We start from the raw sequence: 25,666 nt of genomic DNA, 5'->3' as shown, positions 1-25,666 counted from the left end.
GGGGCGGCTGTCAACTGCCGGCGAGTGAGTGCTCGGGCTCTGGTTCGGGCAGTTCCTCGGTCGGTTCGGGATCGCGCTTCTGGGCGAGCTTGCTCGGCCACCACAGGTGCCGTCCGACGTCGAGGTTGAGCGCGGTGACCAGCACGGACCGGACGACGATGGTGTCGAGCAGCACGCCGAGCGCCACGGCGATCCCGATCTCGGCGAAGGCGACGATGGGCATCGTCGCGAGGACCGCGAAGGTCCCCGCGAGCACCAGCCCGGCGGAGGTGATCACCCCGCCGGTCGCGGCGACACCGATCAGCGCCCCCCGCCTGGTCCCGTGGACCTTCGCCTCCTCGTGAACCCTTGTCATCAGGAAGATGTTGTAGTCGATGCCAAGGGCAACCAGGAACACGAACACGAACAGGGGCAGCGACGGATCCGCGCCGTCGAACCCGAGCACGTGGTGGAACAACAGGGCGCTGATGCCGAGCGCGGCACCGAACGAGAGTACGACCGTTGCCACCAGCAACACCGGGGCCACGATCGCGCGGAGCAACAGGGCCAGGATGAGCAGCACAACAGCCAGCACGACCGGGATGATCACCTTGTTGTCGTGGTCCGACGCGCGCTGGGTGTCGAGCAGGATCGCCGCGCCACCGCCTGCGCGCGCAGCTGCGCCCGGGACGGCGTGCACGGCGGCTCGTACGCGATCCACGGTGTCCTTGGCCGCCTGCGTGTCCACCGCCTCCGTCATGGTGCCTTCGAGATAGGCCCGGCCGCCTGCTGTTCTCGGCTCGGCGACTGACGCGATACCGGGCGTCGACGACAGCGCAGTACGGACTGCTGCTGCCTGGTCGGCGTTGCTGACCACGACCAGGGGGTTGCCTGCGCCGGCTGGGAAGTGTGCGGCCACGGTCTTCTCGCCGACCACCGAGTCCGGGGTCCCGGTGAAGGACTCCTCGTTGGTCAGTCCGTTCGCGTCGAGCGTCAGCATGCCGAGTGCCGCCGCGCCCAGTAGAACGCTGGTAGTCACCCAGGTGAGCCGCGGGCGTACTGCGATCCGACGGCCGATCCGTCCCCACATGCTGTTCTCGGTGTGGTCGTCCGAGCCGTACGTCGGCCGCAACGGCCAGAACACCCAGCGGCCGCACACCACGAGCAGCGCAGGTAGCAGCGTGAGCATTGCCAGCAGTGCGACCACAATGCCGACCGCGGCCACAGGCCCAAGACCACGCGTGGAATTCATCGAGGCCAGCAGCAGACAGAGCATCCCCGCCACGACGGTCGAGCCGGAAGCGAAGATAGCCGGGCCTGACCTGTGCAGAGCGAACGCCATCGCCTCGTGTCGATCCTTGTGGCGGCGGAGCTCTTCTCGATAGCGGGCAACCAGCAACAGGGCATAGTCCGTCCCCGCGCCGAAGACGAGCACTGTGAGAATCCCGGCGCTCTGGGCGTTCACAGTGAGGTCTGCTTTTGTCGCCAGCAGATAGATGACGGCCTGTGCCGCGAACAGAGCAGTACCTGCCGACACAAGCGGCAGCAGCCAGAGCACAGGGCTGCGGTAGGTGAGCAGCAGGATCACGATCACTACCGCCGCCGCCGAGTAGAGCAGCTTGCCGTCGATACCGGCAAAGGCCTCCTGGGAGTCGGCAGCGAACCCGCCCGGACCGGTGAGATGGAACGACAGCCCATCAGGTCGCTCGGCAGCAACCCGCCGGATCTCGTCTGCGCGCGCGCCGATCGTCTCCCAGCCGCCCGCGCCGGCGTTGATCGGTACGAGTACCTGCAGCGCCTTGCCGTCCTTGGACGCGACCGGTCCGATCACGTCCCGGTCAACGTCCTGCAAGTTCCCGTACGCCGTGACGTGGCGCGCGACGGCCTGCTGATCCGCCGGGGTGACCCCGTCAGGTCGTTCGTACACCAGTACGGCCGGGATCTCGTCCGGCGAGGAGAACTGGGCAGTCGCCTTGAGTACCTCGGTGGACTCGGCGTTTCCCGGCAACCACGACACAGCGTCGTTCTGCTGGGCACCGGTCAGCTTGCTCGCCGGACTGACGCACACGCCGACCGCGACGATCCACAGCGCCAGCACGATCCACTTCGACACCTTGCCGCACGGCAACGCCGCGAGCCGCCCCACTCCGCCCATCTGGAACCACGCCCCCTCGGGGAGCCGCCCCGCCCGTCGTACGTCGGGTCATTCGGCAGCACGCCCTCCGTCCAGCGTGGTGGGTGCATCTGGGTGCGTCAACGAGCCCTGAGTAGTACTCCGGTCACGGTTCGCAGCGGTGCCTCAGACCGCCCACCCGGTCCGTCCCGCCCATTCCTCGGCGGGCAGGTAGATCAGGTCGCAGACAGGGTCCTTCAGATCCGCGTAGTCGTTGACAGTGTCGAACTTCAGCGCCGCTGCCCGGCGCTTGAACTCCCCGTACGCCGCGGCGGTGTCGGGGTGGGCTCGTAGATAATCGCGGAACAGCAGGGCGTACCGCTGGTTGGCGCGGCCGTCCACCCGGAGGTGCAGGTTCACCCGGCGCCGGTACATGGGCTCCACCACCAGTCGCTTGACCCACTGGATCTCGTCCGTCGGCAGGCCCGGCACCGGGTGGTCGCGACGCGCCGGCCTGATCTCCCAGTCGGCGGTAGTCAGGCGCTCCACCGCGTCATCCAGCTCGGGCTCGGTGGCGACCGTCGCCTGGATGTCCAGGATGTCCTTCGCCGCCAGGCCCGGTACGGAGGTCGAGCCGATGTGGTCCACCCGCAAGGCGGTGTCGCCGAGAATCCTGCGGATGACTTCCGCGGTCTTCTCGAACTGGGCTCCCCAGGTGTCGTCCGGCCGAACGATCGCGATGGCGTTCATGAGACTGATCATCCCAGCGCCCGGCATTCACTCAACAGGGTTCACGGTCGTACGCCGATGGTGCTGCTCGCGTCAGGTCAGACTGGTTCTCGGCAGGCAGGTCCAGGGTGGTTGTCGGGGCAACTTCGGCGTGTCAGTTGTGATTCGAACACGTGTTCGGGCTACTTTGTGTCGTACAAGTTCGTCGGATCGGCCGAAGTTGTCCACAAATTCAGCGCGGCACCGAAAACTGTCCGACGTAACCCATACCGTCTCTGGCGACAAAGAATTCCTTCCGGGCAGCTGGGACAGCGGCCCCGATTACTAGATGGGTTAGGTGGCAGTCACATGGCTGGTGCAGCGGCGAGTGCGGAGCGCAAGGCTGGGGATCGCGAGAAGGCCCTGGCCACCGCGCTGACGCAGATCGAGCGTCAGTGTGGCAAGGGCTCGGTGATGCGGCTGGGCGAGCAGGGTCGCGCCCCGATCGAGGTCATTCCGACCGGATCGATCGCGCTGGACATCGCGCTCGGCATCGGTGGTCTGCCACGCGGCCGGGTGGTGGAGATCTACGGCCCGGAATCGTCGGGTAAGACGACGGTCGCGCTGCACGCCGTCGCCAACGCGCAACGCGCCGGCGGGATCGCGGCGTTCATCGACGCGGAGCACGCGCTCGACCCCGACTACGCGCAGAAGCTCGGCGTCGACACCGACGCCCTGCTGGTCTCGCAGCCGGACTCCGGTGAGCAGGCGCTGGAGATCGCCGACATGCTGATCCGCTCCGGCGCGATCGACATCGTCGTGATCGACTCGGTGGCCGCGCTGGTGCCGCGGGCCGAGATCGAGGGCGAGATGGGCGACAGCCACGTCGGTCTGCAGGCGCGGTTGATGAGCCAGGCGCTGCGCAAGATGACCGGTGCGGTCAGCGGGACCAACACCACCGCGATCTTCATCAACCAGCTGCGCGAGAAGATCGGCGTCATGTTCGGCTCCCCGGAGACGACGACCGGTGGTAAGGCGCTGAAGTTCTACGCCTCCGTCCGGTTGGACGTGCGCCGGATCGAGTCGCTCAAGGACGGCACCGACTTCGTCGGCAACCGGACCCGGGTCAAGGTCGTGAAGAACAAGGTCGCCCCGCCGTTCAAGCAGGCCGAGTTCGACATCATCTACGGCCAGGGCATCAGCCGCGAGGGCAGCCTGCTGGACCTCGGTGTGGAGCAGGGCTTCGTCCGCAAGGCCGGCGCCTGGTTCACCTACGAGAGCGACCAGCTCGGCCAGGGCCGGGAGAACGCGCGGAACTTCCTGCGCGACAACCCCGATCTGGCCAACGAGCTGGAGAAGAAGATCAAGGAGAAGATGGGCATCGGGGCGACGGTGGACAAGCCGGCCGAGACTCCGGCCGAGGTCGATGTCGACTTCTGAGAGCACCCGTCCGGGCCCGCGCCGGCGTCGCCGGTTCGGGTCCGGACAGCCACCCACCCCAGCCGATCCGGCGCTCGACCAGCCGTCTGATCCCGAGTCGGTCGCCCGGACCATCCTGCTGGACAAGTTGGCCGGTCAGCCGCGAACCAGGGCCGAGCTCGCTGATCTACTGGCCGAGCGGGAGATTCCGGACGAGGTCGCGGCCGCGCTCCTGGATCGCTTCACCGAGGTCGGGTTGATCGACGACGCGGCGTTCGCCACTGCTTGGGTGGAGTCGCGTCATCGCGGCCGAGGGCTGAGCAAGCGCGCACTCGCGCAGGAGCTTCGGCGCAAAGGCGTGGACGATGAGCTCGCCCGCGACGCGCTCGACGAGCTCGACCCTGATCAGGAGGAGGCCACTGCCCGTGCCCTGGTCCGGAAGAAGCTCCCGTCGATGCGTTCGCTCGAGCGGCAGGTCGCGATGCGCCGCCTGCTCGGCATGCTCGCGCGAAAGGGCTACCCGGGCGGCCTGGCCATGACAGTCGTCAAGCAGGAGCTGGCGGCCACCGACGAGGAGCTCCCCCTCCTCAACGACTCAGGCCTCGAAGCAGACTAGCCCCGCGCACCGCCCCGTCGCGTGAACGGTGGGTGGAGCGGGTCGGAGTGGCGACTGACTCGCGAACGGGGTAACGGCGGGGCGCGAGTCGTGGGTTCGGACACCAAATGGGGATCTCGGCCATGAAATACCTTGGCCGAGAGCCCCACTTGGTGTCCGAGGTCCCCAGATCTGCTCGGCCAACCCCGCCCCGCCCAGCTGTACTCGGCCTCCCGATCTGGTCGGCCAGCCCCGCCCCGCCCAGCTGTCTCGGCCTCCCGATCTGGTCGGCCAACCCCGGCCCCGCCCAGCTGTCTCGGCCTCCCGATCTGGTCAGCCAACCCCGCCCCGCCCAGCTGTCTCGGCCTCCCGATCTGGTCGGCCTGCGCCCAGCTGTCTCGATCTGCTCGGCCAACCGCGCCCAGCTGTGCTCGGCCTCCCGATCTTTGTCGGCGCCCCCGCCAGCCTGCCCGTCGGCCACCAGAGCTGGCCGATCCGCGCATCCAGCCCGGGCAAGACCGCAGGATGTCTCTCACCGATAGCGGGTTTTTCGACCGATACCGCCACTATTTGCCGCTATTGGCCGGATAACCCGGTAGCCGCCCCACCGCCCGAGCTGGCCCTGCCCATTTGGTGTCGGCCGCACCCTCGGTCGGTTGGGAGCAGGGTGTGCTGGGTGGGTGGCTGCGGGAGTTGGGTGGGCTTACGAGGTGTATCGGCGGGGGTGTGACCGGCGAGGGACGTTGACGGGTGGGGGCGGACGGTGTCTGATCCGGAGTACGGGCTGGTGTTTGTGACTGGTCCGTAGGCTGGGATTTTCGTCCGAATCCGCCCCTGACACCTCTCGGAGGGTGCACATGAACGATTTCCAGGAACAGGCGAAGAACTGGCTCCGGAACGTCGTCAAGCAAAACCCGGACAAGATCAAGGCGGGTGTGGACAAGGCCGGCGACCTGATCGACAAGCAGACCGGCGGCAAGTACGCCGACAAGGTCGATGCCGTTCAGGAGAAGGTCGGCGGCTACGTCGATTCCCAGGCCTCCGACGCGCCCGCTGCCCCCGGATCCTCCGAAGCCACCGAAACCTCTGAGACTCCCGACTCAGCACCAGGCGAAGCCTCCACTCAGGCCCAGCCCGCCAATTCGGGCACGGACAGGGCGGAAACCGCCGAGCCGACCAGCAGCGAGTCAACGGCAAGCGAGTCAACGGCGAGCGAGTCGACCAGCAGCGAGCCGACGGCCAGCGAGCCGACGGCCGGCGAGTCAACGGCCAGCCAGTCGACGGCAAGCGACGCGACCGGCAGCGAGTCGACGCGCAGCGATGCGACAGGCACCGAGACTGCGGACCAGGCCGAGGCGACCGGTCCTGACGACGGCGCACCGGACGCGGCGAGCCAGTCGGAGGAGCCCGAGGCGGAATCCAGCGCCGATGAAGGCGCAGTTGTCGGTGGGGAGGTGCCGGATGTTGCAGAGCAGCCCAGTAGTTCGGCCGGCTCTGGGACTGAGGGAGCCCAGACCGGCGGTACTGCCACCGGTACGTCTGACGGTGGTCTGCCCGGGCCGCGGAGCGCAGAGTGAACGGCCGCTGACGGTTCGGAGCCTATGGGTGGCGATACCGTGACGCGGTGCGTGAGTGTCCGTCTTGACCGTGTGGATAGCCGCGCCTAGCCTCGGGATCAGTAAGGGATCACTCCACCTGACGGTGGCGGATATAGCACCGGCGGCTGGTTGATCACCGGCTGGCAGGCCGGGAACGATGACGCGAGACCAACGCTCGACAGAGCTGAGAGACGGACGACTGCGACCCCGGATCGCCGTCGGATAGGACGGAACCGCCGCGGCGGACAGGCCCAGCCACTGGGCGGTCAGCCGGAAGGAACCGTCGTAGCGGAAGGAAACCCGGCGCAGCGCAGGGTCCGTCGAACGGACGGAACCTGTGGCGAGCGACGGACCAGCGCCGCTGAGCCGGCCGTCGCGTTTCGCCGTACCCGTCTCGCCGACCGCGGAGTGGTGCATCCCTTCGTCGCAGCCAAAGTCACGCCCCGCGGGCGCTGACTCGAAGAGGGGAGATGCCGATGTCACTCGCGGCCATGCCGGCAGCGGTATCAGTCGGACTCGTCCTGATCGGGCTGCTGATCACGGCTCTCCTCGCCTGGATCGGCTTCACGCTCTCCCGCCGCAAGGATGCCGACGCTTCGGCGGCGGTCACCGCGGCGGAGGCGAACGCGAAGCTCGAAGCCGCCACCATCACCGCGGGCGCCAAGTCGGCCGCCGAACTCGTCCGTCGCCAGGCCGAAGAAGAAGCCGCCGTACTGCGGGTCCGGGCTGAGGCAGCCGAGCAGCGTTCCGAGGAGATCCGCCGTGCGGCGGAGGATCGCGCCTCGGAGTTGCGGCGTGAGGCCGAGCAGCGCGCCGCCGAGGTACGCCGGGAGGCTGAGTCCGAGGCCCAGTCGATCCGGGACGATCTGCGGGAGCAGCGTCTCGAGATGGAGCGGCGCGAACACCGGCTCACCGAGCGGGAGGAACGTCTCGACGAGCAGCATCGCGGGATCGAGGAGCGGCAGACCGGGCTGACCGCGCAACTGGCTGAGCTGGATCGTCGCCGGGCCGAGATCCGCGATCTGGAGGACGAGCGACGCCGGATCCTCGAGAGTGTCGCGAACCTCACGACCGAGCAGGCGAAGGCCGAGCTCGTCGCCGCGATCGAGGCGGAGGCGAAGCGGCACGCGCATACGATTGTCCGCGACATCGAGCGGCAGGCCGTCGACGAGGGGGAGACGAAGGCCCGCAAGATCATCACCGGGGCAGTTCAGCGGTTGGCTTCCGAGCAGACCAGCGAGTCCGTCGTCTCGGTGGTGCACCTGCCCAGCGATGACATGAAGGGCCGCATCATCGGCCGAGAAGGTCGCAATATCCGCTCGTTCGAGCAGACCACTGGCGTCAATCTGATCATCGACGACACGCCTGAGGCCGTGCTGTTGTCCTGCTTCGATCCGGTACGCCGGGAAACCGCGCGGCTGACGCTGGACTCCCTGGTTCTCGACGGGCGGATCCATCCGAGCCGGATCGAGGAGATCTACGAGCGCAGCAAGAGCGAGGTCGCCGAGTTGTGCGAGCGCGCGGCCGAGGACGCGATGGCGGAGGTCGGGATCACGGAGCTCCACCCCGAGCTGATCCGGACCATGGGCCTGCTGCGCTACCGGACGTCGTACGGGCAGAACGTTCTGAAGCATCTGGTGGAGTCGGCGCACCTCGCCGGGATGATGGCGGCCGAGCTGGGGCTGGATGTCAAGCGCTGCAAGCGCGGCGCGTTCCTGCACGACATCGGCAAGGCGCTGACACACGAGTCCGAGGGCAGCCACGCGATCGTCGGGGCGGAGCTGGCTCGGAAGTACGGCGAGGACGACGACGTCGTGCACTGCATCGAGGCGCACCACAACGAGGTCGAGGTGCGTACGGTCGAGGCGGTTCTGACCCAGGCGGCCGACGCGGTGAGCGGTGGTCGCCCGGGTGCCCGGCGCGAGTCGCTCGAGGCCTACGTGCAACGACTCGAACGGCTCGAGGAGATCGCGATGCACCACGACGGTGTGGAGAAGGTCTTCGCGATGCAGGCCGGACGTGAGATCCGGGTGATGGTGCTACCGGACGCCGTCGACGACATCGCCGCCCAGGTGATGGCGCGCGACATCGCCAAGCAGGTCGAGGAAGAGCTCACCTACCCCGGCCAGATCCGCGTCACCGTGGTCCGCGAGTCCCGCGCCACCGAAGTCGCCAAGTAGAACCCGAAGTCGCGAAGGACAACCCGCAGCGCTGAGGACAACCCGCAGCGCCAAGGAGAACCCGCAGCGCCAAGGACAACCCGCAGCGCCGAAGGACAACCCGCAGCGCCGAAGGACAACACGCAGCGCCAAGGAGAGACAGCCCCGCGGTCCTTCAGTTGCGGAGTCTCAGACCGGGTCCGCGTACTTCGAGCGCCACTCGGGTGGGTCGAAGGGGGAGCCGTAGATCCGGGTCTCCTGGGCGATCCGGCCGTCGCGGAACTCCACGATGTTCGCCACGTGGTACACGTCGCCGCCGTAGTCCGAGCGGCCGAGCACCACGAAGTGATCGCCGGCGCCGACGATGCGCTGGATCTCGATCGATGGTGGAGCCGGATATTCCTGCTGCATCGCCCGCATGGTGTCCCGCCCGGTGATCCGCTCGCCGGACTGCGGCATGTTTAGCGTGTAGTCCTCGGTACGCAGCTCGTGTTCGGCTTCGGCCGACAACGCCAGCTGCCCGTCCATCGGCCAGAGCCGCTCCAGCAACTCCCGGTTGTGATCGCCCATCCCTGCCACCCCTCCCACGTCCAGCTATGCCTCAGTCTGCGCCGGAAATCTTCAGCCAGACTTAAAGCGCTCGGCTACGGTCGGACGATGCTCGACATCCGACCCGCCGATCAGCACGATCTAGCTCGACTGATCGCAGCCGCACCCTCACCGGCGGCGCGCGAACACCACCGGCAGCGCTGGGCCCGGCAGGCGCGTGGCGAAGCGTTGTACCTGCTCGCCCATCGCGATGGCGAGATCGTCGGACACACGATGCTGCTTCGGGAGTCGAAGTACGCAGCCGTCCGCGCCGTGCACAACGCTGCCGAGATCAACGCCCTGCACGCCTACGAGCAAGGCCGTGGAACTGGTACTGCGATGATTGCCGCCGCCGAGTCCCTTGCCGCAGGCTGGGCGCGGACTGTCATAGGTCTGGCCGTCGAGCCGGTCAACACAGGAGCCCGTCGCCTCTACGAACGCCTCGGCTACCAGCAGTGGGACGGCGATCAGGTGATCGACGAATGGACCGAGGAAGATGCCGACGGCCACGTGATCGTCACCCACCGAGACCCGTGCGTGTACCTCGTCAAGCCCCTCTGACCGTGCTGACCCACGCTCAACGGCAATTCCGCGGCCTGTTCGCGGACGGCGAGGCGCTCCTCGATCGGGACGCCGTCGGCGATGTCTCGGCTCACCAAGGCTGTGTCAAGAGACCGGGTTTCAGTGGTACTTGGTGGTCTGGTCATCGACCGGGGTGACGTCGATCTGCTCGTCGATCGCGTACTTGTGAGGTGTCGTGTCGTACTGCTCCTCCACGGTGGGTTTGATCATCGTGATCTCTTCCACGTCCCGTTCGCTCGCTATCCGGTAGGACAACCACAGGCCGGCGGCTCCACCGAGCATGATGATGATGCCGACGACGGTGAGGTTCACCTGGCTGGACGTTGCGCGGATGGCGAAGGCGATGATCGCGCCTGCGGCGATGACGAGGATGCCAACGTTGATTCTCAAGCCTGCTCCTTCCGGGTGGCAGCAGTCGTGCACTGCTGATGGTCCGGGCCGCGGGCGGACGTCGTAACGCTCTGTACTGTCGCCTTTACTGACAGTACCCCAGCTCGCTGATTACCATGCACCAGCCGACGTCACGGTCAGTGGTGGAGCGCGACCCGGCCAGATCGGGAGTCCGGTCCGGGTGGTTCCACTGGGTCGATCCCCACCTTGCCACAGCAAGCCTGTACGTCGGCGAGCAGGACAGCGTGGCCGAGCGGTGGCTCGGTCAGCACAACGAGGTCAACAGGGGTCAGCGGAAGGCGGCCTGGCCGGTGAGTGCCTGGCCGATGACCAGTTGGTGCACCTCGGAGGTTCCTTCGTAGGTCAACACCGACTCGAGGTTGTTCGCATGCCGCATCACCGGGTACTCACCGCTGATCCCGTTCGCGGCGAGGATCGTGCGGCACTCGCGGGCGATCGCGATCGCCTCGCGGACGTTGTTGAGCTTGCCAACACTGACCTGTTCGGGTCGGAGTGAGCCCTTCTCCTTGAGGCGACCCAGGTGCACCGCGAGCAGGATGCCCTTGTTCAGCTCGACGGCCATGTCGGCGAACTTCGCCTGCGTCAACTGGTAGGCCGACAACGGCTTGTCGAACACCTGCCGCTCGGCCGCATAGTCCAGAGCCGTCTCCAGGCAGTCGCGAGCCGCGCCCATCGCACCGAAGATGATCCCGAAGCGCGCCTCGTTCAGGCACCCCAACGGCCCGGACAGACCACGAGCCTCCGGCAACATCGCATTAACCGGCAGTCGTACGTCGTCCAGGATCAGCTCCGACGTCACGGACGCGCGCAGCGACATCTTCCGGGTGATCTCCGGCGCGGAGAACCCCGAGGTGTCGGTCGGTACGACGAATCCGCGGACGCCGTCATCCGTCCGGGCCCAGACGATGGCGACATCCGCGACCGAGCCGTTGGTGATCCACATCTTGGAGCCGTTCAGCACCCAGTCGTCACCATCGCGCCGGGCGTTCGTCCGCATGCCACCGGGGTTCGACCCGAAGTCCGGCTCGGTCAGCCCGAAGCACCCGATCGCTTCACCCGCGGCCATCCGTGGGAGCCACTCGTTCTTCTGCTCCTCGCTGCCGTACTTCCAGATCGCATACATCGCGAGCGACCCCTGCACACTGACGAGTGAGCGCATGCCCGAGTCAGCGGCCTCGATCTCCAGACAGGCCAGGCCATACGCGACCGGCCCGAGCCCGCCGCATCCGTAGCCGGTCAGATGCATGCCCAGCAGCCCGAGCGCGCCGAGTTCCTTGGCCAGATCGCGCGCGGGGATGCTCGCGGACTCGAACCACTCGGGCAGCTGCGGGCGCAGCCGCTCGTCCGCGAACCGGCGGGTGGTCGCCCTGATGGCGATCTCCTCTTCGGTGAGCAGCGAGTCGACATCGACGAGATCCAGCGAAACGGTCATGGCGCCACGCTAGCGGCAACCGGGCCGCCTGGAACTGAGGTGAACCACACACCACCTCACTTGCGGTACCAGGGCCACCACCAGTGACGTTTGCGCGGATGGCGGACCACGATGGAGCCATGTCTGGCCTGGCCGGTGACCCGCAGCCGGACGCCACCTGCTCTCGGCGTACCGGCTTTGTTCGACGCTGTGCCGTGGATCATGTCGACCTCGTCGATGTTGATGCTCCAGCCCTCCGGCACGATCATCACCACCGAGCTGTGCTTGGCATTGGCGTCCACGTGGATCTCCGGCCACCGCACCACCGCGTCGGTGAAGTCCAACCTCACCGACGAGTGCTCCGCCACCGCGATCACCCGTTCCGGCACCTGCCACGGCCCTTCACGCTTCTGCGAGCTGTGCTTCGCGCGGATGGTCAGCTCGGCAGCGGTGGCGCCGTGTGCGACAGGCACCAGATCGGCGGTCGCGGTGCGCAGCTCCAGCTGGGTCTTGGCGGAGTAGATCTGGGTCAGCCGTTCGTCCAGCTCCTCGAAATCGAGCCGCCCGTCGCTGTGCGCTTCCTGGACCAGTGAGGCAGCTCGTTCGCGGTCGTTGTCAGAGGCCCGATGCCCGGGCGGCGGCTGCTCCAGACTCATTGCCCAAAGGTAGCGCCGGGACAGGGTCCAGCTGTACGGCGAATCGCCCTGCGCGGGTCCTACCTGGGACAATGGCGGGCGTGAATCCGCGTAGCGTCGTCATCCTCGGCTCGACCGGCTCCATCGGGACGCAGGCCCTGGAGCTGATCGGGCGGAATCGCGACCGGTTCCACGTGCTGGCGATCTCGGCCGGCGGCGACAACGTCGGACTGCTCGCCCAGCAGGCACTCGAGTTCGAGGTCGAGGTGGTCGCCGTCTCGAAGGCGACGGTCGCGCAGGATCTGCAGCTCGCCTTCTACGCCGAGGCGCAGCGCCGGGACTACGCCCAGGGTGAGTTCCGGATCCCCAAGATCGTCACCGGCCCGGACTCGTCCAGCGAGCTCGCGGCGCTGGCGTGTGACGTCGTTCTCAACGGCATCACCGGATCCGTCGGGCTGAAGCCGACGCTGGCCGCGCTCGATGCCGGCAACACCCTGGCACTGGCGAACAAGGAGTCTCTGGTCATCGGCGGTCCGCTGGTCACCAGGAGGGTCAAGCCAGGACAGATAGTGCCGGTCGACTCCGAGCACAGCGCGATCGCTCAGTGCCTGCGGGGCGGTACCCCCGACGAGGTCAGGAAGCTGCTGCTGACCGCCAGTGGCGGTCCCTTCCTGGGTCGGCCCCGCGCGGAGCTCGCCGACGTCACCGTCGAACAGGCTCTGGCGCACCCGAACTTCGCGATGGGCCCGGTCGTCACGATCAATTCGGCGACGCTGGTGAACAAGGGGCTCGAGTTGATCGAGGCGCACCTGCTGTTCGGCATCCCGATGGAGCGCGTGGACGTCGTCGTGCACCCTCAGCAGGCGGTTCACTCGATGGTGGAGTTCTACGACGGGTCGACCCTCGCGCAGGTCTCGCCGCCGACGATGACGCTACCGATCGCGCTCGGGCTGGGCTGGCCCGACCGGATACCGGACGCGTCGCCGCCGTGGGACTGGGCGAAAGCCAGCCAGTGGGAGTTCCTGCCGCTCGACGACGAGGCATTCCCCGCTGTGCAGCTGGCCCGGCAGGCCGGCACCAGCGGCGGAACCGCACCGGCCGTCTTCAACGCGGCGAACGAGGTCTGCGTCCAGGCGTTCCGGGACGGGCGGCTGCCGTTCCTGGGAATCGTCGACACCGTGGCCCGGGTCGTGACCGAACACGACGTACCCTCGTACGAGGAACTGTCCATCGACGACGTACTCGCCGCGGACGCCTGGGCCAGGACCCGGGCCCGCGAACTGACCGGCGTACAGGAGACCACACAGGCATGAGCGCACTCCTCACTTTTCTCGGCGTGGTGCTGTTCGTCGTCGGCATCCTCGTCTCGGTGGCGCTGCATGAGATGGGCCATATGCTGCCGGCCAAGGCGTTCGGCATGAAGGTGACCCAGTTCTTCGTCGGCTTCGGCCGGACGGTGTGGTCCACCAAGCGCGGCGAGACCGAGTACGGCTTCAAGCTCATTCCGGCCGGCGGCTTCGTCCGCATCATCGGGATGATGCCGCCGAGTAAGAACAGTCAGGACCCGGCCGGCCCATTACGGGTAAGGAAGGCGAACACCGGTCCGATCCAGTCGATGGTCGAGAATGCCCGCACCGCGGAGTACGAGACGATCTCACCCGAGGACGAGGGCCGGCTCTTCTACCAGAAGGTGTGGTGGAAGAAGCTGATCGTGATGGCGTCGGGCCCGCTGGTGAACGTGCTGATCGCGTTCGTGCTGTTCGGCGGCCTGTTCATGCTGTACGGCGCCAACGTCGCGCAGACCACCGTCGCCACGGTCTCGGAGTGCGTGATCCCCGCCTCGCAGGCGTCGGCGAGTCGTACCTGCCAGCCGGGCGACAAGGAGTCGCCTGCCAAGCAGGCGGGTTTCCAGGTGGGCGACAAGATCCTGTCCTTCAACGGCACCACAATCAACAGTTGGGATGACCTCACCCCGCTGATCCGGGCGAACACCGACAAGCCGGCCGTGATCGTTGTCGAGCGCAACGGCCAGTCGATCGACCTGCACACCAACACCATCGTGAACCAGGTGGTCGCCCAGGCCGGCTCCGACAAGCTCGTCTCGGTCGGCTTCCTCGGTGTCTCGCCGCAGCAGAAGGTGGAGCGGCAGAACTTCGGCTTCGTGGTCGACAAGATGGGCGAGCTGAGCGTCGCGACTGTGAAGGCGATCGGCAACTTCCCGTCGAAGCTGGTCGGGGTGGCCCAGTCGATCGTCGGCGGCCAGCGGGCCGCGGACAGCCCGATGAGCGTCGTCGGTGCCAGCCGGGTGGCCGGCGAGGTCGCCTCGAACAACCAGTTGACAGGCGGCGAACGGATCGCCTTCCTGGTCTCGCTGCTCGCCTCCCTGAACCTCTTCCTGGCGCTGTTCAACTTCATCCCGCTGCTGCCACTGGACGGCGGGCACATGATCGGCGCCATCTGGGAAGGCATCCGGCGCGGCTTCGCGAAGCTCTTCGGCCGGCCCGACCCGGGCTACGTGGACGTGGCCAAGTTGCTGCCGATCGCCTATGTGGCGGCCAGCTTCATCGTGGTGATGGGCGTGCTGCTCGTCATCGCCGACATCGTGAACCCGATCAAGCTCTTCAACGGCTGACTCTCCAACGGTTAAAGGACAAATGAGCATCTCCCTGGGCATGCCCGCGCTGCCTCCGCCGACCCTCGCCCCGCGCCGCAAGACCCGCCAGATCAAGGTGGGCAAGGTGCTGGTCGGCGGTGACGCGCCGGTGTCGGTGCAGTCGATGACCACGACGCTGACCTCGGACGTGAACACCACGCTCCAGCAGATCGCGGAACTCACCGCGGCCGGCTGCGACATCGTCCGGGTGGCCTGCCCGTCGCAGGACGACGCCGACGCGCTGCCCGAGATCGCCAAGCACTCCCAGATCCCGGTGATCGCCGACATCCACTTCCAGCCGAAGTACGTGTTCGCCGCGATCGAGGCCGGCTGCGCCGCAGTACGGGTGAACCCTGGCAACATCCGCAAGTTCGACGACCAGGTGAAGGAGATCGCGGCCGCCGCGAAGGACCACGGGACGTCGATCCGGATCGGGGTCAACGCCGGTTCGCTCGACCCGCGCCTGCTGCAGAAGTACGGCAAGGCCACCCCGGAGGCGCTGGTCGAGTCGGCCGTCTGGGAGGCGTCGCTGTTCGAGGAGCACGACTTCCACGACTTCAAGATCTCCGTCAAGCACAACGACCCGGTCGTGATGGTCAAGGCGTACGAGTTGCTCTCCGAGCGGGGCGACTGGCCGCTGCACCTCGGCGTGACGGAGGCAGGCCCGGCCTTCCAGGGCACGATCAAGTCCTCCGTCGCGTTCGGGGCGCTGCTGTCGAAGGGCATCGGCGACACCATTCGCGTCTCGCTGTCCGCGCCGCCGGTCGAGGAGGTCAAAGTCGGCCTGCAGATCCTGCAGTCGCTGAACCTGCGCGAGCGCAAGCTCGAGATCGTCTCCTGCCCGTCGTGCGGTCGCGCCCAGGTGGACGTCTACACCCTGGCGGAGCAGGTCACCGCGGGTCTGGAGGGCATGGAGGTCCCGCTGCGCGTCGCCGTGATGGGCTGCGTCGTCAATGGCCCGGGCGAGGCCCGCGAGGCCGACCTCGGTGTTGCCTCGGGCAATGGCAAGGGTCAGATCTTCGTCAAGGGCGAGGTCATCAAGACCGTTCCGGAGTCCCAGATCGTCGAGACCCTGATCGAAGAGGCGATGCGCATCGCCGAGGAGATGGGCGAGCCCGTAGAAGGCGGCGAACCCACCGTAACCGTCGGCTGAAGCTGGAGCTTCTCCGAGCACGCAGACTGCGCATGTCCTCCGCGCGGAGCTGTACGGCGCCGCACGTGAAGCTGCCATGGCCTTCCTTTGATGCTTGATCGCGTCGGAGTCTGGTGTTCAGTGGAGCGCAAATTTTGGTGCTGAGTTCAGCCAGTAATTGGTCTACTCTGCGACGCATGACGCGCATCTCAGTCGACGTGAACGATGAGTGGCTTGATGCTGCCCGATTGGAGCTCGGCACCGATACCAAGGTTGCGACGATCAATGCAGCCTTGCGCGAGTTCGCCCTACGACGGCGGGGTAAGGAGATCGCCAAGATCTTCGCCAGCGCTCCGATGGACTTCTCCGGCGCAGCTGAAGCGTGGGGCTACGGCGGCGGGCGGGACCTTGAGGGCTTGGCCGAACGTGCCCGAGAGAACCGGAGCGCATGATCGCGGGGGCGATCTATCTCGCCGATACTTCGGTCTTCGTGCACCAGGGGCGTTCGCCGATGGTCCAGCGGAGGTTCGAATCGTTGCTGTCCGAGGGCCGGCTTGCGGCCTGTCAGATGACGGCACTCGAGTATCTGAACAACGCGCCAGATCCCCGCTGGTACGAGACGCTTTGGGCCGCGCTGCACGGGCAACGGTGGATGGATGTGACCACAGAGGCGATGAATCGAGCCATGGAGATTCACCGCGAGCTGGCAGTGACGAGTCAGCACCGCAGGTTCCGTCGACCTGACCTCATCCACGCCGCCACCGCCGAACTGAACGGCGCCACCGTTCTGCACTACGACGAGGACTACGAGCGGATCGCGAAGATCACCGGACAGCCGATCGAGTCGGTTGCTCCGACGGGTTCGCTCTGACGGCTCGGATGATGACCCGATAGCGTTCGCAGGGTGACGGAGTACTTGGTGGTCAGCGCGACGCGGGGTGAGGCGAGGTATGTGCCGGCGGGGGTGCCTGTGGTCGTGACGGGGATCGGGAAGACGGCGGCTGCGGTGGCGACGGCCGAGGCGTTGGCCGGGCGGGACACCAAGGATCTAGTGGTTCTGAACGTCGGGACCACCGGTGCGTTGCGGGACGGGTTGTCCGGGCTGTATCTGCCGAGTGAAGTGGTCAACCACGACATCAATGCCGACGCCGTCCGGGCGATCGGGCTTGACCCGCAGGAGTCACTGAAGGTCGAGGACGGCGACGGCACCGTGCTGGCCTCGGGCGATGTGTTCGTCACCGATCCGTTGGTGCGCGCCCGGCTCGCGGAACGCGCTCACCTCGTCGACATGGAGGCGTACGGCGTGGTTTACGCCTGCCAGCGATACGGCGTACGGGTTCGGCTGGTCAAGCATGTGTCCGACTCGGCTGACGAGGCGGCGATGGACTGGCCGGCTTTGGTCGACGCCAGCGCCAAGGTCCTAGGGGAGTGGGTCCGGGCGCAGATCGCCTAGCAGCGACAGCCCCTGCGTCTCGCGCACGACGTCTTGCGTCCGAATAACTGAAGGGCAGGCCCCACGGCCTTTCGGACGCAAGGGCTCAGCGATTGCGGGTGGTGAAGCGGGTGGCGGAGGCTTGTTTCTGAGCTTCCCGGCGGGCGGCGGTGAGAAGGGCGTCACCGAGGATGGTGCCGATCACGGCTCGCTCGGTCAGGGTGTCGCGGTCATCGGTCCGCCCCAGCCAGTTCACCTCGAGGGTCGCCAACTGCCGGGCGGCCGCACGGTAGGCCTCGAGCATGTCGAGCAGATCAGGGTGACCCAGTTCGTCAGCGACGGCGAGGACCTGCTCGACGGAGGTCTTCGAGACGGCTCGTTGGGCCTCGCCGAGGGTGCTGTGGACCGTGCGTTCCGGGTCGTCGACCGCCGCGATGACTTCCTTCGCCGCTGCCACCGGGAGTCCACCGAGTCCGAGCAGCGCCCGGAGCAGGCGGATGCGGTGCAGGTGTGACTCGTCGTACGAGACCTGGTTGTAGCCTGCCCGATCGCCACCGCGCAGCAATCCCTCGCGGACGTAGTACTTGATCGTCGCGGCGGAGACGCCGGACCGTTCCGCCAGTTCGTTGATCCGCACTGGCATCCCTTCTGCTCTTGATCGATAGTAACACTATCGATTAGCCTTCCGGGATGACATCCATCGGTGGGGTTGTTCGGGCAGATGCTCTGGTGATCGCCGCGGTGACGGCACTGCTGTTGGTCGTCGGTGACCACCCGGTCGAATTCGTGGTCGCCGACATCCTGGTGGTCGCGCTGCTGGTGGCAGCCGCGCTGCTGCCGGCCGGCCGCGGTGCGGTGATGGCGCTGGCGATCGCTTTCGGCGTGGGGCTGGGCGTGTTCACCGTCGCGTTCGCCGCGTCCGTGGACGATGGTGCGGTCAGTTGGCCGTTGCTGAGCGCCGTGCTCGGCTGTCTGGTGGGGATCGCCCTGGCCCTCAAGGTCGGAATTGCGCCCAGGTCCTAAGCCCAGGTCTTAAGCCCAGGTTCCAGCTCAGGTTGCGAGGAGCATGCCGACTATTCTGGCTTGACCTTGACCCCAGGGGCAGGGTTTAGCGTCGGACACGAGGAGGCGGGATGCACATCAGCGACCTGGCGGCCGAGGCCGGCGTGACGGTCAAGGCGGTGCGGTACTACGAGTCGCAGGGTCTGCTGAAGCCAGGCAGACAGGCGAACGGGTACCGCATCTACAGCACCGAGGACGTCGTCGTGGTCCGCGAGGTGAAGGCGTTGCTGTCACTCGGGCTGACCGCGGAGCAGACGTATCCGTTCATCGAGTGCCTGCGCGCCGGCAACGACCGGGCGGACGTCTGCCCGGCCTCGCTGACGGCGTACCGGGCCCGGATCGCCGAGGTGGACCGGCGGATCGCCGAACTGACCGATCTGCGGGCCCGGCTGACCAACCTCCTGACCGATGCCGAGAGCTGGAGGACACGAACACGATGAGCGATCTACAGGTAGTCGACGAGGCGAGCTTCGACGAGGTGGTGCTGGGCGCGGACAAGCCGGTGCTGGTGGACTTCTGGGCGCAGTGGTGCCCGCCGTGCCACCAGATCGTCCCGGTGCTCGCCCAGATCGCCGAGGAGCGGAGGGATCAGCTCACCGTGGTGAAGCTGAACTCGGACGAGAATCCGTCGATCTCGTCCAGGTACCGCGTGATGGCGCTTCCCACACTGATGTTGTTCCACCGCGGCGAGCTGATCTGGTCCGTGGTCGGCGCCCGCCCGAAGGCGAAGCTCCTCAAGGAACTGGACGACGCGCTACTCGCCGCCGTCTGACGGCCGCTCGATGCAGCGCTGCGGGAACCGCCACAAGGTAGGCAGCTACCGCAGCCGTCACTTCGACGCCCAAGCATCCGCATAAGTGGCGGGACGTCCCTGCGGTTCTTCGGATGCGAGCGGAGCGACCTAGTGCGCTGAGGTGAACTTGTAGAGCTCGACCAGGATGTTGTGCGGGCCGGCGACGTAGGCCGAGAGGGTTCCCCAGTCGGTGTCGGTCGGCTCGAGGACGATGTTGCCGCCCCGGCTGCGGATCTCCTCGATGTCGGCGCGGACGTCGTCGCTGCTGAACTGCAGCAGCGTCCCGCCGTGCGGAGTGACCTCGTCGATCATGCTGCCGCGGTGCAGCGCGATCGTGATCGCGCCGGCCTTGACCTCTGCGTAGCCCTGCGATGCGTCGCCGGAGACTTCAAGGCCGAGTACGCCGGAGAAGAAGTCGGCCAGCTCCTGGTTCTTCTCGGTCGTGTCCGAGAGCAGGCAGAGGTGGTCGAAGCGCAGGTTCATGGCGGTAGCTCCTTTGACTCATAGCTATCTAGGATGCTAGCAATATAGCCATGACCGAGCAGGCTGCCAAGAAGGCGCAGTTCAACGTCTATCTGCCACCCGACCTGATCCGCCGGGTGAAGCACAAGGCGATCGACGAGGGGACAAGCCTGTCGACTCTGGTCGAGCAGGCCCTGACGAAGTACCTGGACGAGCATGGGGAGGCACGAGGATGAACGAGGTCGTTATCCGTCCGCTGCGGTTCACCGCCGACGTACCGGCGATGCGCGCGTTCCTGGAGACGCTGGGGCTGCGATCCCGGATCGAGTCCGAGCGCGGCGGCTGGGTCGACATGGTCGCGGGCCGCGGGATGGTCGCGCTGCACGACTCGGCGACCAGTTCGACCGGTGGCAGGTCCGGTGAGACGCGGTTGGCCTTCGAGGCCGATGACGTCGACGAACTGAAGGAGCGCTTCGAGGCAGCGGGGTACGAGGGCGCTACGGTCTTCGACGAGGCCTTCGGGCGCGTGTTCTCCGTGGTGGGGCCGGAGAACACGGTGATCTGGGTCGACGAACGCAGCAAGGATCTTTACGGCTACAAGTTGCACGACGCGCAGCCGGATCCGCGGTGGGAGGTGACACCGCGGCTCAGCGTCGGCGATCAGGCTGCCTGGCTGCAGGTCTTGGTACTGCTTGGCGGCGACAACGCGGATCTCGTGCGCTTCGGACCACCCGCTGCCGAGCTCGAAGTACGGCTGGAGTTCGGTACTACGGAGGCGATGGCTGAGGTGGCTCAGCGGCTCACGGCTGCCGGCTATCAACCCGAGCAGGTGGACGCCGGCCTGACCATCATCGATCCGGACGGGCAGACCGTTCGTGTGCATGGTGAGTCTTGACCGCGGTTGCCGCCCGGCCGTGATCGCCCTGCTGGCGTGGAGTTCGGCGTACGTGCTGGTGATCGTCATCTCGATCTCGTACCGCCAGCAGGTGGCGTCGGAGTAACTGCTCGGCCGGGAATTGCGGCCGCGCACGACCCGTTGCGGGCCTGAAGCGCCGCAATCCGCTAGGTTCTGCCCGTGGGCGTACGGGTTCTGGGTCCTCGCGACCTTTCAGCGGCTAGGGCCGTCATCGCCCGCGACCCGGTCATCAACGTCTTCGTCGACAGTCTGGTGCAGGCTTCCGGGCTCGATCCGCGCCGCGGTGCTGAGGTCTGGGGCTACGTCGAGAAGGGCGAACTGGAGGCCCTCTGCCACGCAGGCGGCAACATGGTCCCCGTCGGTGCGGACGAGGCCGCGCTGCGGGCCTTCGCGGCGTACGCGTTGCGGCGCGGGCGGAACTGCTTCCAGATCCTCGGTCCCGCCCGGGCCGTCGACCTGCTCTGGACCGCCCTCGAACCGCACTGGGGGCCGGCGCGTGAAGTCCGCGCCGAGCAACCGTTCATGGTGATCGACGGGCCGCCGGCGATCGCGCCGGATCCGCTGGTTCGCCCGGTGGAGCCCGTCGAGCTGTCCATCCTCTATCCGGCCTGCGTGGCGATGTACACCGAAGAGGTCGGGGTGCCGCCGCAGACCGGGCCGGACGGGACGTTCTACCGCTCACGGGTGGCCGAGCTGATCAGAGCCAACCGGGCGTTCGCGCGGATCGAGGACGGCAAGGTCGTCTTCAAGGCCGAGATCGGGTCGGTCGGGACGGGCGTCTGCCAGATCCAGGGGGTCTGGGTCGACCCGTCGCGGCGCGGTGAAGGCCTCGCGGCGCCCGGTATGGCGGCCGTGGTGGAGTTGGCCCGGCAGATCACGCCGGTGGTGACTCTGTACGTGAATGCCTTCAACACGCCGGCCCGGGCGGCGTACGAGCGGGTCGGGTTCCGCACGATCGAGACCTTCGCGACGATCCTGTTCTGAGGTTGAGCGCTCACTGTGATCGCCCGGTGACCGTTGGTGAGGTTTGCTGAGGCAGCGCCGCCCCGCCCAGCGGAAGGAACCTCATGCGAAGACTTGTCATGTCATTGGCCGGCCTCACCGCGGTCGCGATTGCCGTCGCCGGATTCGCCCCCGGCAGCTCGGCGTCTCCGGCTCCAGCTGTCGAACCGGCGTACTACACGATGAAGCTGCCGGCTGGTGTCACCGTCGCGGACCTGGTGCGCGACGGGTACGACATCACTCACGGGCACGGCTCACGCCCGACCGTGGTGGCAACCCCGGCAGAAGTCGACAAGCTTCGCGCCCGGGGCGTACTGCTCGGCAAGAGTGGCAACGTCTACCAACCCGTCGCACGCGCCGCCGACCCGGCCGGTACGACGTTCTACGGCGGTTACCACACGGTGATCGGCCACGAGCAGCACAATTCCGCGGTGGCAGCCGCACACCCTGATCTCGTGAAGCTGTACGACATCGGTGATTCGTGGAGGAAGACCAACGGTCAGGGTGGTCACGACATCCAGGCGCTGTGCATCACCAAACTCACCACCGGCGACTGCGCGTTGAACAGCACGGGAAAGAAGCCGAAGTTCGTCCTGCACACGCAGATCCACGCGCGGGAGCTTTCCACCGGGGAGCTCGCGTACCGATGGATCGACCTGCTGGTCTCGTCGTACGGGACGGATCCTGAGATCACGTCGCTCGTCGACACCCGCGAGCTCTGGGTGATCCCGATGGCGAACCCGGACGGGGTGGACGTGGTCGCCGGTAAGCCCTCGCGGCCGGTGATGCAGCGCAAGAACGTCGACAGCAGCGCGGGTGGCTGCCCGGCGACGGACGCCGGCGTGGACCTGAACAGAAACTCGAGCTTCCAGTGGGATGTGAAGGAGGGACAGCCCTGCGACGAGACCTATCCGGGGTCGAAGGCGGTCTCGGAACCGGAGACGGTGGCGATCCAGGGGCTGCTCGACAAGATCTTCCGAGACACGAAGGGAGCCGTCGACCAGCCTGCCGCGGCCGATACGACGGGCGTCTTCCTGAGCCTGCACAGCTTCGGCAACGACATCCTCGCGCCGTACGGCTACACGAACACGGATGCGCCGGACAAGGTGGCATTGGTTGCCCTTGGCAAGAAGATGGGCGCGCTCAACGGTTATCCGGTGTCGACCGGTGACGGAGGAGTCGGGTACTTCGCGCCCGGTGCAACCGACGACTGGCTCTACGGCACGCGCGGCGTTCCGTCGTTCACGTTCGAGGTCGGACCGGACTCGGGCACTTGCGGCGGGTTCTTCCCTGCCTATTCGTGCATGGACTCGATCTTCTGGCCGAAAAACAAGGCTGCCTTCTTGTACGCCGCCAAGGCGGCGGCTGCTCCGTACCGGACCCTTCCGTGATACTCGCCGGTAACCAGACCCGCTAGAGTCCCACCCCATGAGCAGACGGAGTAGGAGCACGACCGGTCTGGCGGTGTTGTTCGGGGTCACGGGTGTCCTGCACTTCGTGAAGCCCGAGCCGTTCGAGCGGATCGTGCCGCGGCAGTTGCCGAAGAAGAAGGCACTCGTCTACGTCTCCGGTGTCGCCGAGCTCGCCTGCGCCGCGGGGCTGCTCCACCCGCGGACGAGGCGAGCGGCCGGTGTGCTGAGCGCGGGGCTGCTCGCGGCGGTCTTCCCGGCGAACGTGCAGATGGCGGTGGACCTGCAGCGCAGGGGGTCTGCGCCGGCGAAGGTGATCGGGTTTGCCCGGCTGCCGTTGCAGATCCCGCTCATCCGCGCCGCGCTGAAGGCATCCCGCGAGGCCGGCTGACCCGTAGTACAGGGGTGGTCCCGGCCTGATGGCGGGGGAGGGGTGGGCGGCCTGGCCGTCGGGGCCTGTGGAAATGTGGTGAGAGCACTGTCCGAGGGCGGATATCCTCTTTGTCGTCAACTGTTGTTCCTCACCTGTCCTGCTGGGAGATTGTCGTGATTCTGCGCATGTCGTCGCTGTTCCTTCGCACCCTTCGCGAGGACCCGGCGGACGCGGAGGTCCCGAGCCACCGGCTGCTCGTCCGGGCCGGGTACATCCGCAGGACCGCGCCCGGCATCTACACCTGGCTCCCGCTGGGGCTGAAGGTGCTGCGCAACGTGGAGAACATCGTTCGCGAGGAGATGGACGCGATCGGCGCGCAGGAGCTGGTCTTCCCCGCGCTGCTGCCGCGCGAGCCCTACGAGGCGACCGGCCGCTGGACGGAGTACGGGCCGAACCTGTTCCGGTTGAAGGACCGCAAGGGTGCCGACATGCTGCTCGGCCCGACGCATGAGGAGATGTTCACCCTCGTCGTGAAGGACCTGTACTCGTCGTACAAGGATCTGCCGCTGTCGATCTACCAGATCCAGAACAAGTACCGCGACGAGGCGCGGCCGCGGGCCGGGGTACTGCGCGGGCGCGAGTTCGTGATGAAGGACTCCTACTCCTTCGACGTGGACTCCGACGGCCTGCAGGCGTCGTACGACCTGCACCGGCAGGCGTACATCAAGATCTTCGACCGGCTCGGGTTCGACTATGTGATCGTGAAGGCGATGTCGGGCGCGATGGGCGGCTCGGCGTCGGAGGAGTTCCTCGCGATCGCTGACAACGGCGAGGACACTTTCGTCCGCTCGCCGGGCGGCTACGCCGCGAACGTCGAGGCCGTGGTGGTTCCCCAGGCTGCGCCGGTGGACGCGTCGAACGTGCCCGCCGCCGAGGTGGTGGACACGCCGGACACGCCGACCATCGAGACGCTGGTTGACGCGCTGAATGCCAAGCACACCCGGACCGACGGTCGCGAGTGGACCGCGGCGGACACGCTGAAGAACGTGCTCGTCATGCTGGTCCACCCCGACGGCACCCGCGAGCCGCTGGCGATCGGCGTGCCCGGCGATCGCGCGATCGACGAGAAGCGGCTCGGCGCCCAGGTCGAACCGGCCGAGGTGGTCGCCTTCGAGGAGGCCGACTTCGCGAAGCACCCGACGCTGGCCAAGGGCTACATCGGTCCGGGCGTGCTCGGATCCGAGAACACCTCCGGCATCCGGTATCTGCTCGACCCCCGCATCGCCGAGGGCTCGGCCTGGGTGACCGGCGCGGACAAGGCCGGCTTCCACGTGATCAACCTGGTCCACGGCCGCGACTTCACCGCCGACGGCACGATCCAGGCCGCCGAGGTGCGCGATGGTGACGAGGCGCCGGATGGTTCCGGTCCGCTCGAGTCCGCCCGCGGTATCGAGATGGGGCACATCTTCCAGCTGGGCAAGAAGTACGCCGAAGCCCTGGACCTGAAGGTGCTGGACCAGAACGGCAAGCTGGTCACCGTCACGATGGGCTCGTACGGCGTGGGCGTGACCCGTGCGGTCGCCGCCATCGCCGAAGGCAACCACGACGAGCTCGGCCTGATCTGGCCCCGCGAGATCTCCCCGGCCGACGTCCACCTGGTTGCCACCGGCAAGGATTCTGCCCCGTTCGAGGCCGCCGCCAAGATCGCGGCCGAACTGGAGTCCCGCGGCCTGAGCGTGCTCTACGACGACCGCGAGAAGGTGACCGCCGGCGTGAAGTTCAAGGATGCCGAACTCCTCGGCGTCCCCACCATCGCCGTAGTGGGCAAGGGCCTCGCCGACGGCGTCATCGAGGTCAAGGACCGCCGCACCAACACCCGCACCGACGTCCCCCTCACCGAGGTCGTCGACCACCTGGTCTCAGTCGTCCGCGGCTAATCCGTCCTGCTGTGGTGCAGGCCTCACCTCCTGCACCACCGGGCGGAGATCTGCGGCATCGGCGGGCTGTGGTCTCGCCGAGTCGTGGATCCGTGCCGCCGGCAACCGATTTCCTGCGACGCCGGTCCACGACTGAGTAACCACTCGCCCGCCCAGTGGGGTCCCACGCAGCCGCGGTCACGCCGGGCGGACGAGTTGCTTTGCTGGGCGGTGGGGTCGGCCGGCGGGTTCTTCGGCCGCTGGCGGCCGAGCAAGGGGTATCGGTCGAAAAGGCCGGCACCCGTGGCCAGTCCACGT

At 67.2% G+C, this 25,666-nt stretch carries 28 protein-coding genes; 20 read left to right on the top strand and 8 right to left on the bottom strand.

The genetic code is table 11. The annotated features are described in order from the left end of the window. Positions 1 to 10 precede the first annotated feature (10 nt). A complete protein-coding gene (locus ABD210_RS25645) occupies positions 11 to 2,134 on the bottom strand; it encodes an MMPL family transporter (RefSeq protein ID WP_344114657.1) in 2,124 nt (707 codons plus the stop codon). A gap of 144 nt (positions 2,135 to 2,278) precedes the next feature. Then, positions 2,279 to 2,842, bottom strand: coding sequence for a GrpB family protein (locus ABD210_RS25640; RefSeq protein WP_344114656.1), 564 nt, complete (start codon positions 2,840 to 2,842; stop codon positions 2,279 to 2,281). 327 nt (positions 2,843 to 3,169) lie between these two features. Between ABD210_RS25640 and recA the strand changes: the two genes are divergently transcribed. From recA to rny, 4 genes are all read left to right on the top strand, one after another. Further along, positions 3,170 to 4,240: a recombinase RecA gene (gene recA / locus ABD210_RS25635; protein ID WP_344114655.1), complete on the top strand. Its 1,071-nt coding sequence runs from the start codon at positions 3,170 to 3,172 to the stop codon at positions 4,238 to 4,240. Next, the gene (locus ABD210_RS25630; protein WP_344114654.1) at positions 4,227 to 4,835 is read left to right on the top strand and encodes a regulatory protein RecX; all 609 of its coding nucleotides are present in this window, start codon (positions 4,227 to 4,229) and stop codon (positions 4,833 to 4,835) included. The genes recA and ABD210_RS25630 overlap by 14 nt, the downstream gene beginning before the upstream one ends. 836 nt (positions 4,836 to 5,671) lie before the next feature. Continuing rightward, complete coding sequence (locus tag ABD210_RS25625) at positions 5,672 to 6,391, top strand: Rv0909 family putative TA system antitoxin (protein WP_344114653.1); 720 nt, start codon at positions 5,672 to 5,674, stop codon at positions 6,389 to 6,391. A gap of 497 nt (positions 6,392 to 6,888) precedes the next feature. After that, complete coding sequence (gene rny / locus ABD210_RS25620) at positions 6,889 to 8,592, top strand: ribonuclease Y (RefSeq protein ID WP_344114652.1); 1,704 nt, start codon at positions 6,889 to 6,891, stop codon at positions 8,590 to 8,592. A gap of 168 nt (positions 8,593 to 8,760) precedes the next feature. On the opposite strand, the gene ABD210_RS25615 is transcribed toward rny, so the two are convergent. Next, the gene (locus ABD210_RS25615) at positions 8,761 to 9,141 is read right to left on the bottom strand and encodes a nuclear transport factor 2 family protein (protein WP_344114651.1); all 381 of its coding nucleotides are present in this window, start codon (positions 9,139 to 9,141) and stop codon (positions 8,761 to 8,763) included. Positions 9,142 to 9,228: 87 nt separating this feature from the next. On the opposite strand from ABD210_RS25615, the gene ABD210_RS25610 reads away from it, so the two are divergent. Then, on the top strand, positions 9,229 to 9,720 hold the full coding sequence (locus ABD210_RS25610; RefSeq protein ID WP_344114650.1) for a GNAT family N-acetyltransferase: 492 nt from the start codon (positions 9,229 to 9,231) through the stop codon (positions 9,718 to 9,720). Between the two features lie 120 nt (positions 9,721 to 9,840). Here the strand turns inward: ABD210_RS25610 and ABD210_RS25605 are convergent, their stop codons facing one another. The 3 genes from ABD210_RS25605 to ABD210_RS25595 form a co-directional block, all read right to left on the bottom strand. Further along, positions 9,841 to 10,131: a hypothetical protein gene (locus tag ABD210_RS25605; protein ID WP_344114649.1), complete on the bottom strand. Its 291-nt coding sequence runs from the start codon at positions 10,129 to 10,131 to the stop codon at positions 9,841 to 9,843. A 289-nt stretch (positions 10,132 to 10,420) separates the two neighbouring features. Beyond that, a complete protein-coding gene (locus tag ABD210_RS25600; RefSeq protein ID WP_344114648.1) occupies positions 10,421 to 11,584 on the bottom strand; it encodes an acyl-CoA dehydrogenase family protein in 1,164 nt (387 codons plus the stop codon). A 56-nt stretch (positions 11,585 to 11,640) separates the two neighbouring features. Further along, positions 11,641 to 12,219 (bottom strand): DUF1707 SHOCT-like domain-containing protein, encoded by a 579-nt coding sequence (locus ABD210_RS25595; protein WP_344114647.1) that lies wholly within the window; start codon positions 12,217 to 12,219, stop codon positions 11,641 to 11,643. Positions 12,220 to 12,299: 80 nt separating this feature from the next. Here ABD210_RS25595 and dxr point away from each other — a divergent pair, with 80 nt between their 5' ends. From dxr to ABD210_RS25565, 6 genes are all read left to right on the top strand, one after another. Next, entirely contained in the window at positions 12,300 to 13,511 is a 1,212-nt protein-coding gene (dxr, locus tag ABD210_RS25590; protein WP_425552735.1) for a 1-deoxy-D-xylulose-5-phosphate reductoisomerase, read from the top strand. After that, positions 13,508 to 14,830, top strand: a complete 1,323-nt coding sequence (locus ABD210_RS25585; RefSeq protein ID WP_344114645.1) for a M50 family metallopeptidase — start codon at positions 13,508 to 13,510, stop codon at positions 14,828 to 14,830. Before dxr ends, ABD210_RS25585 begins: the two co-directional genes overlap by 4 nt. 22 nt (positions 14,831 to 14,852) lie before the next feature. Beyond that, entirely contained in the window at positions 14,853 to 16,004 is a 1,152-nt protein-coding gene (gene ispG, locus ABD210_RS25580) for a flavodoxin-dependent (E)-4-hydroxy-3-methylbut-2-enyl-diphosphate synthase (protein ID WP_344114644.1), read from the top strand. A 176-nt stretch (positions 16,005 to 16,180) separates the two neighbouring features. Beyond that, the gene (locus ABD210_RS25575) at positions 16,181 to 16,435 is read left to right on the top strand and encodes a type II toxin-antitoxin system VapB family antitoxin (RefSeq protein ID WP_344114643.1); all 255 of its coding nucleotides are present in this window, start codon (positions 16,181 to 16,183) and stop codon (positions 16,433 to 16,435) included. Next, complete coding sequence (locus ABD210_RS25570) at positions 16,432 to 16,854, top strand: PIN domain nuclease (RefSeq protein ID WP_344114642.1); 423 nt, start codon at positions 16,432 to 16,434, stop codon at positions 16,852 to 16,854. The genes ABD210_RS25575 and ABD210_RS25570 overlap by 4 nt, the downstream gene beginning before the upstream one ends. A gap of 33 nt (positions 16,855 to 16,887) precedes the next feature. Next, the gene (locus ABD210_RS25565) at positions 16,888 to 17,436 is read left to right on the top strand and encodes a nucleosidase (protein ID WP_344114641.1); all 549 of its coding nucleotides are present in this window, start codon (positions 16,888 to 16,890) and stop codon (positions 17,434 to 17,436) included. A gap of 85 nt (positions 17,437 to 17,521) precedes the next feature. Here ABD210_RS25565 and ABD210_RS25560 read toward each other — a convergent pair whose 3' ends face one another. Next, positions 17,522 to 18,058, bottom strand: a complete 537-nt coding sequence (locus ABD210_RS25560) for a MerR family transcriptional regulator (RefSeq protein WP_344114640.1) — start codon at positions 18,056 to 18,058, stop codon at positions 17,522 to 17,524. 47 nt (positions 18,059 to 18,105) lie between these two features. Between ABD210_RS25560 and ABD210_RS25555 the strand changes: the two genes are divergently transcribed. The 3 genes from ABD210_RS25555 to trxA all read left to right on the top strand — a co-directional run bounded on the left by ABD210_RS25555 (position 18,106) and on the right by trxA (position 19,249). Beyond that, positions 18,106 to 18,438, top strand: coding sequence for a hypothetical protein (locus tag ABD210_RS25555; RefSeq protein ID WP_344114639.1), 333 nt, complete (start codon positions 18,106 to 18,108; stop codon positions 18,436 to 18,438). A 110-nt stretch (positions 18,439 to 18,548) separates the two neighbouring features. Further along, positions 18,549 to 18,917 (top strand): MerR family transcriptional regulator, encoded by a 369-nt coding sequence (locus ABD210_RS25550; RefSeq protein ID WP_344114638.1) that lies wholly within the window; start codon positions 18,549 to 18,551, stop codon positions 18,915 to 18,917. Next, on the top strand, positions 18,914 to 19,249 hold the full coding sequence (gene trxA / locus ABD210_RS25545) for a thioredoxin (protein WP_344114637.1): 336 nt from the start codon (positions 18,914 to 18,916) through the stop codon (positions 19,247 to 19,249). The genes ABD210_RS25550 and trxA overlap by 4 nt, the downstream gene beginning before the upstream one ends. Positions 19,250 to 19,378: 129 nt before the next feature. On the opposite strand, the gene ABD210_RS25540 is transcribed toward trxA, so the two are convergent. Next, positions 19,379 to 19,753 (bottom strand): VOC family protein, encoded by a 375-nt coding sequence (locus ABD210_RS25540; protein WP_344114636.1) that lies wholly within the window; start codon positions 19,751 to 19,753, stop codon positions 19,379 to 19,381. 50 nt (positions 19,754 to 19,803) lie between these two features. Here ABD210_RS25540 and ABD210_RS25535 point away from each other — a divergent pair, with 50 nt between their 5' ends. From ABD210_RS25535 to ABD210_RS25510, 6 genes are all read left to right on the top strand, one after another. Then, positions 19,804 to 19,968, top strand: a complete 165-nt coding sequence (locus ABD210_RS25535; RefSeq protein WP_344114635.1) for a ribbon-helix-helix domain-containing protein — start codon at positions 19,804 to 19,806, stop codon at positions 19,966 to 19,968. Next, positions 19,965 to 20,627, top strand: coding sequence for a VOC family protein (locus ABD210_RS25530; RefSeq protein ID WP_344114634.1), 663 nt, complete (start codon positions 19,965 to 19,967; stop codon positions 20,625 to 20,627). The genes ABD210_RS25535 and ABD210_RS25530 overlap by 4 nt, the downstream gene beginning before the upstream one ends. 180 nt (positions 20,628 to 20,807) lie before the next feature. After that, positions 20,808 to 21,632 carry a GNAT family N-acetyltransferase gene (locus ABD210_RS25525; RefSeq protein WP_344114633.1) on the top strand — a complete coding sequence of 275 codons (825 nt, stop codon included), beginning with the start codon at positions 20,808 to 20,810 and terminating at the stop codon, positions 21,630 to 21,632. A gap of 83 nt (positions 21,633 to 21,715) precedes the next feature. Beyond that, positions 21,716 to 23,041: a M14 family zinc carboxypeptidase gene (locus tag ABD210_RS25520; RefSeq protein ID WP_344114632.1), complete on the top strand. Its 1,326-nt coding sequence runs from the start codon at positions 21,716 to 21,718 to the stop codon at positions 23,039 to 23,041. A 37-nt stretch (positions 23,042 to 23,078) separates the two neighbouring features. After that, positions 23,079 to 23,450, top strand: a complete 372-nt coding sequence (locus tag ABD210_RS25515) for a DoxX family protein (protein ID WP_344114631.1) — start codon at positions 23,079 to 23,081, stop codon at positions 23,448 to 23,450. 155 nt (positions 23,451 to 23,605) lie between these two features. Next, on the top strand, positions 23,606 to 25,369 hold the full coding sequence (locus ABD210_RS25510) for a proline--tRNA ligase (protein ID WP_344114630.1): 1,764 nt from the start codon (positions 23,606 to 23,608) through the stop codon (positions 25,367 to 25,369). The last annotated feature ends 297 nt before the right edge of the window (positions 25,370 to 25,666 follow it).

The sequence above is a fragment of the Kribbella alba genome, from assembly GCF_039529635.1.
In the GTDB taxonomy this organism is placed as follows: Bacteria; Actinomycetota; Actinomycetes; order Propionibacteriales; family Kribbellaceae; genus Kribbella; species Kribbella alba.
This window is presented reverse-complemented; position numbering and strand designations above follow the sequence as displayed.